Here is a 12,977-nt window from a genome sequence, read left to right on the forward strand (position 1 = left end):
TAGCCGCCATCCGGCACAAAAACTTACTGATATACCGGCAACAGATTAAAACTCGACAGCACGTGGACCACCGCGTTGCCGATACCAAATACCAGAATCAGCGCAATCATCGGTTTTCCGCCCCAGACGCGGAATTTCGGGCTGCCGAAGCGCTTACGTGATTTGCGCGCCAGCAGCGCCGGTACAATCGCCGCCCAGATGGTGGCCGCCAGTCCCGCATAGCCGATGGCGTACAGGAAACCGTTCGGCCACAGCAGGCCGCCCACAATCGGCGGCAGGAAGGTCAACAGCGCGGTTTTGAAGCGCCCCATAGCAGAGTCATCAAAACCAAACAGATCCGCCAGGTAGTCAAACAGGCCCAGCGTCACGCCGAGGAATGAGCTCGCCACCGCAAAGTTCGAGAAGACCACCAGAAGCAGATCCAGACTGCGGCTGTTCAGCACGCCGCTCAGCGCCTGTACCAGCACATCAATGTTACCGCCCTTCTGCGCAATGCCGATAAATTCCGGACGCGGGATGTTACCCATCGTCCCCAGCAGCCAGATCACATACAGCCCCAGCGCCAGCAGCGTGCCGTAAACCAGGCATTTCACGATGGTGCGCGGATCCTTGCCGTAGTATTTCATCAGGCTCGGTACGTTGCCGTGGTAGCCGAACGACGCCAGACAGAATGGCAGCGTCATCAGCAGGTACGGCGTGTAGGAGGTGTTCACTTCCGCAACGTTAAAAAGCGTGGCCGGCGTGACGTGCCCCAGCAGGCTGCCGAAGGTCAGAAAGAAGGTGATGACCTTTGCGCCCAGCACGATCGCCGTCATGCGGCTGACCGCTTTGGTGCTCATCCAGACGATAAACGCCACGCCCAGCGCGAAGCAGAGACCCGCCAGACGCGCCGGAACGTTCAGCGACATCTCTGAGAAGGTGTGATGCAGAATCGACCCGCTCGCTGAAATGTACGCGTAGGTCAGGATATAGAGTACAAACGCGATGGACAGCCCGTTCACCAGGTTCCAGCCTTTGCCCAACAGATCCCGGGTGATGGTGTCGAAGCTGGAGCCAATGCGGTAGTTCAGGTTTGCTTCAAGGATCATCAGCCCGGAATGGAGCATGCAGAACCAGGTGAAAACCAGCGCCGCCAGCGACCAGAAGAACCACGCACCGGACATGACCACAGGCAGGGAAAACATCCCGGCACCAATGATGGTTCCGCCGATGATCACCACGCCGCCAAGCAGCGAAGGTGACGTTTGGGTGGTGGTTAGTGTTGCCATGCGGCCTTATCTCCAGTGAAAAATGTGGTTCTGCATTTGAGTGCGTTGCACTGTACCAGTACAAGAGTACAAAAGGAATAAAAAAAGCCCCGATAGCAACTATCGGGGCTGTATATTTTACTTTACGTCAGAAGCGAAAGGCTTACGCGTCACCGAAACGACGACGGCTGGCGCCTTCTTCACGGCGTGGACCACGGTTTTCGCGGCGCTCACCGGAGAAACGACGGCCTTCACCACCGCGACCTTCGCTGCGACCGCCTTCACGACGCTCGCCACCGAAACCGCGACCACCGCCACGACGTTCGCCGCCACGGTCAGGACGTGGCTGTGCATCGCCCAGCAGCTGCATGTTCATCGGCTTGTTCAGGATGCGGGTGCGAGTAAAGTGTTGCAGTACTTCGCCCGGCATGCCTTTTGGCAGCTCGATGGTGGAGTGGGAACCGAACAGCTTGATGTTACCGATGTAACGGCTGCTGATGTCGCCTTCGTTAGCGATCGCGCCAACGATGTGACGAACTTCAACACCATCATCACGGCCCACTTCAATGCGATACAGTTCCATTTCGCCAGCGTCACGACGCTCGCGACGTGGACGGTCTTCACCACCACGCTCTGGACGGTCACCGCGTGGACCACGGTCGTTACGGTCGCCACGACGTTCGAAGCGATCGTCACGGTCACGGAACTCACGCTTAGGACGCATCGGCGCATCAGGTGGCACGATCAGGCTACGTTCGCCCTGCGCCATTTTCAGCAGTGCTGCGGCCAGGGTTTCCATGTCCAGCTCTTCGCCTTCAGCGACAGGCTGGATCTGGGACAGCAGCGCACGGTACTGATCCAGATCGCTGCTTTCCAGCTGCTGCTGTACTTTCGCGGCGAATTTTTCCAGACGGCGTTTGCCCAGCAGTTCTGCGTTTGGCAGCTCGGCTTCTGGAATGGTCAGCTTCATGGTGCGTTCAATGTTACGCAGCAGACGACGCTCGCGGTTCTCAACGAACAGCAGCGCACGGCCTGCACGACCCGCACGACCGGTACGACCGATACGGTGAACGTAAGACTCGGAGTCCATCGGGATATCGTAGTTTACAACCAGGCTGATACGCTCAACGTCCAGGCCACGTGCTGCCACGTCGGTTGCAATCAGGATATCCAGACGACCGTCTTTCAGACGCTCCAGAGTCTGCTCACGCAGGGCCTGGTTCATGTCGCCGTTCAGCGCTGCGCTGTTGTAGCCGCTACGCTCCAGGGCTTCAGCCACTTCCAGGGTCGCGTTTTTGGTACGAACGAAGATGATCGCCGCATCAAAATCTTCCGCTTCCAGGAAACGTACCAGCGCTTCGTTTTTGCGCATGCCGTACACAGACCAGTAGCTCTGGCTGATGTCCGGGCGAGTGGTCACGCTGGACTGAATACGCACTTCCTGCGGCTCTTTCATGAAGCGGCGGGTAATGCGACGGATCGCTTCTGGCATGGTTGCAGAGAACAGAGCGGTCTGATGACCTTCCGGGATCTGCGCCATGATGGTTTCTACGTCTTCGATGAAGCCCATACGCAGCATTTCATCGGCTTCGTCCAGTACCAGACCGCTCAGTTTAGAGAGGTCCAGGGTACCGCGCTTCAGGTGATCCAGCAGACGACCCGGCGTACCGACAACAATCTGTGGACCCTGGCGCAGGGCGCGTAACTGCACGTCATAACGCTGGCCGCCGTACAGGGCTACCACGTTTACGCCGCGCATATGTTTAGAGAATTCCGTCATAGCTTCAGCAACCTGAACAGCCAGTTCACGGGTTGGAGCCAGGACGAGGATCTGCGGCGCGCGCAGGTCCGGATCAATGTTGTTCAGCAGCGGCAGCGAGAATGCTGCGGTTTTACCGCTACCAGTCTGGGCCATGCCCAGCACGTCACGACCAGAAAGCAGGTGTGGGATACACTCAGCCTGGATCGGAGATGGTTTTTCGTAACCCAGATCGTTAAGGGCTTCAAGGATAGGAGCCTTCAGGCCCAGATCTGCAAAAGTGGTTTCGAATTCAGCCATGTAGTACAAGTGCCTCGATATTAATGGCGGCCAGTCTACTTAGCTCATCGTGAAAATGATTAGCAATTTTCATTGAAAAGTGTGAACCGGCTCAAATTAGGTGTATTGACGAACAACAACGCCCTCACCAGTGAAGGTGATGGCAATCAAAAGATTACGGGCTGATGTTTATGTCGTCAGCTATTGCTGGTCCGATTCTGCCAGGTCGTCTTGCTCCTGGCCCAAGAGCGATAATTCCAACAATGCATAACGGTGCTCAACGAAGTTATGTACGTTGTTAGCAACCGCTAATTTGAACAGTGCCGTAGCGCTGTCCATATCCCCCAGACTTAGGTAGTACTTACCTAAATAGAAGTTGGTTTCACTGAGATGCTCAGCGAGCGAGGTGTTATCCGTTGCGTCCGCCTTGAGGCGTTCCATCAGCGTTGCTTCGCTAATGTTGCCCAGGTAGAACTCGACAATGTTCCATCCCCACTGTTCCTTGTCCGATTTATCGAAGCGCTGTTTCAGTGCCTCTTTTGCCTGCTTCTCATCGAGCTTCTGCTCAACGATGTAAAGCCACAGGCTGCGGAAAGGATCATTAGGATCGTCTTGATAAAACGCCAGCAGATCATCTTGCGCTAACTTATCACGACCGCCGTAATACAATGCGATACCGCGATTCAAGTGCGCGTAGTTGTAAGTTGGATCAAGCTCAAGTACAGAATCAAACGCTTCATAGGCAGCATCAAAATTGCCTGCCTGCGTTAAATAAATGCCTAAGTAATTGAATACTTCAGGCATATCAGGTCGAATCGCCAGCGCTTGTGAAAAATCATTTCGCGCCAGTGCCCTCAGACCGAGACTATCATACAACACTCCGCGCTCATATAAAAGCTGTGCGCGTTCGTCATCGGTTAAAGCCCGACTGGCAAGTATTTGTTCCATGCGTGCCAGAATGACTTCCTGCTGCAAAGTCGGTTGCAATGGCACTGCGAGGACTTCGCTCTTACGCCAGGCAGAGTTGCTGCATCCTGCCAGCGTTAAAGCTGTCGCAACGAAACACCAGCGCAAAAAAGGCTTCATTTCCCACTCCCGAAGACAACTATTGATGAACGTCCTGTCCCCCGGCGGCTTAACAAGGCGTCCTGCCTGATAATAAGCCCTCCGCCTGCGCGGAGGGCAAATGGCAACCTTACTCGCCTTGCTGTTCAGCAGCCGGGGCTTCCGGTGCCGCAGCAGGCTGAGACTGCTCGGTTGCTTCTTTAATGCTCAGACGGATACGGCCCTGGCGGTCAACTTCCAGAACTTTCACCGGTACTTCCTGACCCATTTGCAGGTAATCGGTCACTTTCTCAACGCGCTTGTCAGCGATCTGAGAGATGTGTACCAGACCTTCTTTACCGCCACCGATGGCAACGAATGCGCCAAAGTCAACGATACGGGTCACTTTACCATTGTAGATACGGCCCACTTCGATTTCTGCCGTGATCTCTTCGATACGACGGATAGCGTATTTCGCTTTCTCGCCGTCGGTTGCTGCGATTTTCACAGTACCGTCATCTTCGATTTCGATGGTGGTGCCCGTTTCTTCGGTCAGTGCACGGATAACAGAACCGCCCTTACCGATAACATCTTTGATCTTGTCTGGATTGATCTTGATGGTGTGGATACGTGGAGCGAACTGAGAAATATCACCACGCGGCGCATTAATCGCCTGTTCCATCACGCCCAGGATGTGCAGACGCGCACCTTTAGCCTGGTTCAGAGCAACCTGCATGATCTCTTTGGTGATACCTTCAATTTTGATATCCATCTGCAAGGCAGAGATACCGTCACGGGAACCCGCTACTTTGAAGTCCATATCGCCCAGGTGGTCTTCGTCGCCCAGAATGTCAGACAGAACAACGTAGTTGTCGCCCTCTTTCACCAGACCCATTGCGATACCTGCAACGGCGGCTTTAATTGGCACGCCTGCATCCATCAGCGCCAGAGAGGCACCACACACGGAAGCCATAGAAGAGGAACCGTTGGATTCGGTGATTTCAGACACCACACGTACGGTGTACGGGAATTTGTCTGCTTCTGGCATCACTGCCAGCACGCCGCGCTTCGCCAGACGACCGTGACCAATTTCACGACGCTTCGGTGAGCCAACCATACCGGTTTCGCCCACAGAGTACGGAGGGAAGTTGTAGTGGAACAGGAAGCTGTCAGTACGCTCGCCCATCAGTTCGTCGATGATCTGTGCGTCACGTGCGGTACCCAGGGTCGCGGTTACCAGCGCCTGCGTTTCACCACGGGTGAACAGCGCAGAACCGTGAGTACGTGGCAGTACGCCAGTACGCACGTCCAGACCACGGATCATGTCTTTTTCACGGCCATCGATACGCGGCTCGCCTGCCAGGACGCGGCTACGAACAACGTTTTTCTCGATGGCGTGCAGGATTTCGCCAATCTCGTTAGCGTCCAGCGTTTCGTCTTCGGCAACCAGGGTCGCGGTCACTTTAGATTTGATCACATCAACCTGAGCATAGCGCTCCTGTTTGTCGGTGATGCGGTATGCGTCGCTCAGACGAGATTCTGCCAGTGCAGCAACGCGTGCGTTCAGCGCCTCGTTCACCGCTTCTGGCTGCCAGTCCCAACGTGGTTTACCGGCTTCTTTCACCAGGTCGTTGATGTTCTGAATAACGATCTGCTGCTGCTCGTGGCCAAATACCACAGCGCCCAGCATCTGATCTTCGCTCAGCAGTTCAGCTTCGGATTCAACCATCAGAACCGCTGCTTCAGTACCGGCAACAACCAGGTCCAGCTTACTCTCTTTCAGCTCTTCCTGAGTTGGGTTCAGTACGTACTGGTCGTTGATGTAGCCAACGCGCGCGGAACCGATTGGGCCATTGAATGGAATACCAGACAGTGACAGGGCCGCAGATGCGCCGATCATAGCAACGATGTCCGGGTTAACCTGTGGGTTAACGGAAACAACGGTCGCAATAACCTGAACTTCGTTTACGAAGCCTTCCGGGAACAGCGGACGAACCGGGCGGTCAATCAGACGCGCGATCAGGGTTTCGCCTTCGCTTGGACGGCCTTCACGACGGAAGAAGCCACCCGGGATTTTACCGGCAGCGTAGGTACGCTCCTGGTAGTTAACGGTCAGTGGGAAGAAGTCCTGACCTGGTTTAGCTTTTTTCTGGCCAACTACGGTAACGAATACAGCGGTGTCATCCATGCTTACCATAACGGCAGCAGTAGCCTGACGCGCCATCATGCCGGTTTCCAGCGTGACGGTATGCTGACCATACTGGAATTTACGAACGATCGGATTCAGCAAAATTCTGTCCTTTCTTAAATGTTTGAAAGCACACCTCAGGTGTGCTGACGATTTAACCCGACCTTCTTCGCATCCTCGCGACTAATGACAACCGACACCCCCATGGGTGAAGCCTCTCATTAGCCGCGCGAACCTCTGCAATGAAGATCATTTATAGCAACAATACAATAGTTTCCATTGAATTGCTGCCGTCTGGTTGAAAAAAGGGGCCATCAGGCCCCCTTTTCTGAAACTCGCAAGAATTAGCGACGCAGGCCCAGACGCTCGATCAGCGCGGTGTAGCGTGCAACATCTTTACGCTTCAGGTAGTCGAGCAGTTTACGACGCTGAGAAACCATACGCAGCAGACCACGACGGCTGTGGTGATCTTTTTTGTGCTCTGCAAAGTGACCTTGCAGGTGGTTAATCTGTGCAGTCAGCAGTGCAACCTGAACTTCGGTAGAACCGCTGTCGTTAGTACCACGACCAAACTCAGAAACGATTTTAGCTTTAGCTTCAACGCTTAGAGACATTTTCAAACTCCAAAGTATAAAGAATGTAAGGATGCCGATCTCTAATTCAGCTATCCCATGTACGCCCCGCAGATTGTTAAACAATTTACCAGGCGTTAAGCGGCGATATTCTACTCGTCTCCCCTGCTTATCGCAAGGTGAGGCGTTATCACCGTCACGCTTCGACCGGATATTCGACGACCAGACGACGCGGCGCCACACGCCCTTCGCCGTCCATTTCGCCCATACCGATGAATTTCCCTTCGTCACCTTCCGTCACGCGTACCAGGCCCTCAAGCGGCGCCCCCGATGTGCGAACCGGGTTTCCGTTCTTAAAGTAAACGGACGATGTTAAAGGAAGATTAACAACCGGGAAGTCCACTGCCGGACTGTCCATTGGCATCAGCAGCGGGTCCAGCAGATCGGCTGGCGCAACGCCCTGCGCTTGCGCCTGTTCAACCAGGGCGTGCAGATGCTCAAGCGTCACCATGCGTTCGACCGGATATTTGCTGACCGCCAGACGACGCAGATAAATCACATGCGCGCCGCAGCCCAGCTTTTCACCGAGGTCATCAATGATGGTGCGAATGTAGGTCCCTTTCGAACAGTGTACTTCCAGCTCGAGTTCATCACCTTCGTGGCGAATGAACAGCAGCTCATACACGGTAATCGGACGAGCTTCGCGCGGAACCTCAATGCCCTGACGCGCATATTCGTAGAGCTTTTTGCCCTGATATTTCAGCGCCGAATACATCGACGGCACCTGTAGCGTATCACCACGGAAGCTGTCCAGCGCCGCATCAAGTTGCTCCGCGCTGAAGGTCACCGGGCGCTCTTCCACCACCAGGCCATCTGCATCGGAGGTATCCGTGCGCTGGCCCAGTTTGGCAATCACGCGGTAGCGCTTATCCGAATCCAGCAGGTACTGGGAAAACTTTGTCGCTTCCCCCAGGCAGATCGGCAGCATGCCGGTTGCCAGCGGATCCAGCGCGCCAGTGTGTCCTGCACGGTTGGCGTTATAAATACGCTTCACTTTTTGCAGCACGTCGTTGCTAGATGCGCCCTGTGGTTTATCCAGCAACAGCACGCCATGCACGTCACGACCGCGACGACGAGGACGACTCATCAGTCCTCCTTGCTGTCGTCCGCCGGGTTAACACGACGCTCATCGTCATGTTTCACCACGCTGGTCACCAGGTTGGACATACGCATACCTTCAACCAGCGAGTTGTCGTAGAAGAAGGTCAGCTCTGGCACGATACGCAGGCGCATTGCTTTGCCAAGCAGAGAGCGGATGAAACCAGAGGCTTCCTGCAACGCTTTAATGCCGTTCTTCACGGCGTCTTCATCCTGGTCATTCAGGAAAGTAACAAACACTTTGGCGTACGCCAGGTCGCGGGACATTTCCACGCCAGACACGGTGGTCATCATACCCACGCGTGGATCTTTGATTTCACGTTGCAGAATGAGAGCGATCTCTTTCTGCATCTCCTGCGCGACGCGCTGTGGGCGACCAAATTCTTTCGCCATAATAAATTCTCCAGACAAAAAAGGGGCTTAAGCCCCTTTTTGAAATTACTGCCGGGTGGCGCTTCGCTTACCCGGCCTACGCTAATTACTCTTCAGTTGACGAAGATTACGCGATGGTACGCTGAATTTCGATGATCTCGAACACTTCGATCATATCGCCAACGCGAACGTCGTTGTAATTCTTCACGCCGATACCACATTCCATGCCGTTACGGACTTCGTTAACGTCATCTTTGAAGCGGCGCAGGGATTCCAGCTCACCTTCGTAGATAACCACGTTGTCACGCAGTACGCGGATTGGGTTGTGACGCTTGATGGTCCCTTCGGTAACCATACAGCCCGCGATCGCACCGAATTTCGGTGATTTGAACACGTCACGTACTTCAGCCAGACCGATGATCTGCTGTTTCAGCTCAGGAGACAGCATGCCGCTCATCGCTGCTTTCACTTCGTCAATCAGGTTATAGATGACGGAGTAGTAACGCAGATCCAGGCTTTCAGCATCAATCACTTTACGCGCAGATGCGTCAGCACGAACGTTGAAGCCAACCAGGATCGCGTTGGACGCTGCTGCCAGGGTTGCGTCAGTTTCGGTGATACCACCTACGCCAGAACCGATGATCTTCACTTTCACTTCGTCGGTAGACAGTTTCAGCAAGGAGTCGGAGATCGCTTCCACAGAACCCTGAACGTCCGCTTTCAGAACGATGTTCACTTCGTGAACTTCGCCTTCGGTCATGTTGGCGAACATGTTCTCGAGTTTGGATTTCTGCTGACGAGCCAGCTTCACTTCACGGAATTTACCCTGACGATACAGAGCGACTTCACGCGCTTTCTTCTCGTCACGTACCACGGTGACTTCGTCACCGGCAGCCGGAACACCGGACAGGCCGAGAATTTCCACTGGAATGGACGGCCCCGCTTCCAGCACTTCCTGACCCAGTTCGTTACGCATCGCACGAACGCGACCGTATTCGAAACCACACAGAACGATGTCGCCCTTGTGCAGAGTACCTTCGCGAACCAGAACGGTTGCAACCGGACCACGACCTTTATCCAGGAAGGATTCGATTACCGCGCCGCTCGCCATACCTTTACGAACCGCTTTCAGCTCCAGAACTTCAGCCTGAAGCAGGATAGCGTTCAGCAGGTCGTCGATACCGGTACCTGCTTTTGCAGATACAGGGATGAACTGCGCTTCACCGCCCCACTCTTCCGGCATAACGCCGTACTGGGAAAGTTCGTTCTTCACGCGATCCATATCGGCTTCTGGCTTATCGATTTTGTTAACTGCGACAACCAGAGGCACCTGCGCCGCTTTCGCGTGCTGGATAGCTTCAATGGTCTGTGGCATCACGCCATCGTCGGCAGCAACAACCAGAACAACGATATCCGTTGCCTGAGCACCACGAGCACGCATTGAGGTAAACGCTGCGTGGCCTGGGGTATCCAGGAAGGTGATCATGCCGTTTTCGGTTTCTACGTGGTAAGCACCGATGTGCTGGGTAATACCACCCGCTTCGCCGGAGGCAACCTTAGTAGAACGAATGTAGTCAAGCAGAGAGGTTTTACCGTGGTCAACGTGGCCCATGATGGTCACGACCGGTGCGCGCGGTTCAGCCGCTGCGCCCGTATCACGGTCGCTCATTACTGCTTCTTCCAGCTCGTTTTCACGACGCAGGATAACTTTGTGACCCATCTCTTCGGCAACCAGCTGTGCGGTTTCCTGGTCGATGACCTGGTTGATGGTGGCCATTGCGCCCAGTTTCATCATCGCTTTGATGACCTGAGAGCCTTTCACCGCCATCTTGTTAGCCAGTTCGCCAACGGTGATGGTTTCGCCGATCACAACGTCACGGTTAACGGCCTGAGCAGGCTTCTGGAAGCCCTGCTGGAGAGCGGAACCTTTACGCTTGCCGCCTTTACCGCCGCGAACCGCTGCACGCGCTTCTTCACGGTCAGCTTTTGATTCAGCGTGTTTGTTACCTTTTTTCGCAGGACGCGCAGCTTTTGCACTGCGAGTACGGCCACGACCACCTTCAACTTCGCGGTCGTTGTCGTCTTCTGCCTGACGCGCATGCTGAGACGTGGTGACGTGATAATCGCTGGTATCTTCAGTTGGTTCAGCGGTATTCACACCGTTCTTCTCGTTTTCTTCTGCCATGCGACGCGCTTCTTCGGCGACGCGGCGAGCTTCTTCTTCAAGCTTGCGGCGGGCTTCTTCTTCCGCTTTACGCTTCAGCTCGGCAGCTTCATTTTCACGGCGGGCTTTTTCAGCCTGGGCAGTTTTGGTCATTTCGTCGGTCTGTTGATTGCTCACTTTGTCTTTTTCCGCAGCGTCACGCTTCGCTTTTTCACCGGCGTCGCGTTTCGCTTTTTCTGCGGCCTCACGTTCAGCTTTTAATTCTGCTTCACGTTTGGCAGTGGCTTCTGCCTCACGCTGAGCTTGTTCTTCCGCTTCACGCTGTGCCTGCTCTTCCGCGGCAAGGCGTTCTGCCTCTTGCGGATCACGTTTTACAAAGGTGCGCGTCTTGCGGACTTCAATTTGTACCGACTTGCTTTTGCCACCGGTACCAGGGATGTTCAACGTGCTACGCGTTTTACGCTGTAGCGTTAACTTGTCAGGCGTAGAGCCGTGTTCACGGTTCAGGTGCGCTAACAAGGTTTGTTTTTCTTGCGCGGTCACCGAGTCATCAGCGGACTTCGGGATCCCTGCATCAGCAAATTGCTGTACCAGGCGGTCCACGGAGGTCTGAATCTCAGCAGCCAGCGATTTTACAGTTACATCAGTCATGCTGTTCCTTCCTGCTACAGTTTATTACGCTTCGTCGCCGAACCAGCAAATATTACGTGCGGCCATGATGAGTTCGCCGGCTTTCTCGTCGGTTAAACCTTCGATATCGGCCAGGTCATCAACGCCTTGCTCAGCGAGATCTTCCAGCGTACAAACACCACGGGCAGCCAGCTTGAACGCAATCGCACGATCAAGACCTTCCAGATTCAGCAGGTCATCAGCCGGCTTCTTATCGCCAAGGCTTTCTTCCTGAGCCAGCGCCAGGGTGGTCAGTGCGTTTTTAGCGCGTTCACGCAGGGCTTCAACGGTTGGTTCATCCAGACCGTCAATTTCCAGCAGCTCTTTCATTGGCACGTAGGCCAGTTCTTCCAGCGTAGAGAAACCTTCTTCAACCAGCACAGTGGCGAAGTCTTCGTCAATGTCCAGGTATTTGGTGAAGGTATCGATCGCCGCGTGGGCTTCAGCCTGATGCTTGGCCTGAAGGTCATCAACGGTCATCACGTTGAGTTCCCAGCCGCTCAGCTGTGACGCCAGACGTACGTTCTGACCGTTACGGCCAATCGCCTGCGCCAGGTTGCCCGCTTCTACAGCGATATCCATGGTGTGTTTGTCTTCGTCAACAACGATAGACGCCACATCAGCCGGTGCCATTGCGTTGATCACGAACTGCGCCGGGTTATCGTCCCACAGAACGATATCAATGCGCTCGCCGCCCAGTTCGGTAGAAACCGCCTGAACACGTGCGCCACGCATACCGACGCAAGCACCGACCGGGTCGATACGCTTGTCGTTGGTTTTCACCGCAATTTTCGCACGGGAACCCGGATCGCGGGCCGCCGCTTTGATCTCGATAACTTCTTCGCCGATTTCCGGCACTTCGATACGGAACAGTTCAACCAGCATTTCTGGTTTAGAACGCGTCACGAACAGCTGTGCACCACGCGCTTCAGGACGTACGGCATACAGCACACCACGAATACGGTCGCCTGGGCGGAAGTTTTCACGCGGCAGCATGTCTTCACGCAGGATCACGGCTTCAGCGTTACCCGGCAGCCCTTCGGATTTGATCTCCAGAGAGATGTTGTCGCGGTTCACTTTCTTCACCACACCAGTGATGATTTCGCCTTCCTGATCGCGGAACTGATCGACAACCAGCGCGCGCTCGGCTTCGCGCACTTTCTGCACAATAACCTGCTTCGCGGTCTGGGTGGTGATACGGTCGAAGGTAACAGATTCAATCTGATCTTCAACGTAGTCACCCACGTTCAGACTTTCGTCTTCAAAACGTGCCGCTTCCAGCGTGATCTCTTTGGTCGGTTGGGTCACTTCTTCAACGATTACCCAACGACGGAATGTATCGAAGTCACCGCTTTTACGATCGATTTCTACGCGAACATCGATCTCTTGTTCGTATTTTTTCTTGGTTGCTGTAGCCAGTGCACTTTCCAGCGCTTCGAAAATCTTCTCACGCGGCAGTGATTTCTCGTTGGAGACGGCTTCAACAACAGCCAAAATTTCTTTGTTCATCGCGGGCTTTTCACCT

The 12,977-nt window shown here is 54.6% G+C and carries 10 protein-coding genes; all 10 read right to left on the reverse strand.

Annotated features, from left to right (window positions below):
* Window positions 1–23: 23 nt before the first annotated feature.
* The gene (gene mtr / locus SK50_RS21810) at window positions 24–1,268 is read right to left on the reverse strand and encodes a tryptophan permease (RefSeq protein WP_006812114.1); all 1,245 of its coding nucleotides are present in this window, start codon (window positions 1,266–1,268) and stop codon (window positions 24–26) included.
* 142 nt (window positions 1,269–1,410) lie between these two features.
* Window positions 1,411–3,306 (reverse strand): DEAD/DEAH family ATP-dependent RNA helicase, encoded by a 1,896-nt coding sequence (locus SK50_RS21815; RefSeq protein WP_003861780.1) that lies wholly within the window; start codon window positions 3,304–3,306, stop codon window positions 1,411–1,413.
* Entirely contained in the window at window positions 3,299–3,379 is an 81-nt protein-coding gene (gene yrbN, locus SK50_RS23960; RefSeq protein WP_097397692.1) for a protein YrbN, read from the reverse strand. The genes SK50_RS21815 and yrbN overlap by 8 nt, the downstream gene beginning before the upstream one ends.
* 107 nt (window positions 3,380–3,486) lie before the next feature.
* The gene (gene nlpI, locus SK50_RS21820) at window positions 3,487–4,371 is read right to left on the reverse strand and encodes a lipoprotein NlpI (RefSeq protein WP_017693920.1); all 885 of its coding nucleotides are present in this window, start codon (window positions 4,369–4,371) and stop codon (window positions 3,487–3,489) included.
* Window positions 4,372–4,480: 109 nt separating this feature from the next.
* Complete coding sequence (pnp, locus tag SK50_RS21825; RefSeq protein WP_048229929.1) at window positions 4,481–6,619, reverse strand: polyribonucleotide nucleotidyltransferase; 2,139 nt, start codon at window positions 6,617–6,619, stop codon at window positions 4,481–4,483.
* Between the two features lie 242 nt (window positions 6,620–6,861).
* Window positions 6,862–7,131, reverse strand: a complete 270-nt coding sequence (gene rpsO, locus SK50_RS21830; RefSeq protein ID WP_003861789.1) for a 30S ribosomal protein S15 — start codon at window positions 7,129–7,131, stop codon at window positions 6,862–6,864.
* 154 nt (window positions 7,132–7,285) lie between these two features.
* Entirely contained in the window at window positions 7,286–8,236 is a 951-nt protein-coding gene (gene truB / locus SK50_RS21835; RefSeq protein WP_017693918.1) for a tRNA pseudouridine(55) synthase TruB, read from the reverse strand.
* Window positions 8,236–8,640 carry a 30S ribosome-binding factor RbfA gene (gene rbfA / locus SK50_RS21840; protein ID WP_003861793.1) on the reverse strand — a complete coding sequence of 135 codons (405 nt, stop codon included), beginning with the start codon at window positions 8,638–8,640 and terminating at the stop codon, window positions 8,236–8,238. Before rbfA ends, truB begins: the two co-directional genes overlap by 1 nt.
* A 106-nt stretch (window positions 8,641–8,746) precedes the next feature.
* Entirely contained in the window at window positions 8,747–11,434 is a 2,688-nt protein-coding gene (gene infB / locus SK50_RS21845; RefSeq protein ID WP_006812117.1) for a translation initiation factor IF-2, read from the reverse strand.
* A gap of 24 nt (window positions 11,435–11,458) precedes the next feature.
* Entirely contained in the window at window positions 11,459–12,961 is a 1,503-nt protein-coding gene (gene nusA / locus SK50_RS21850; protein WP_003861798.1) for a transcription termination factor NusA, read from the reverse strand.
* Between the last annotated feature and the right edge of the window lie 16 nt (window positions 12,962–12,977).

The sequence above is a fragment of the Enterobacter sp. BWH64 genome (assembly GCF_001037645.1).
GTDB lineage: Bacteria > Pseudomonadota > Gammaproteobacteria > Enterobacterales > Enterobacteriaceae > Enterobacter > Enterobacter hormaechei_C.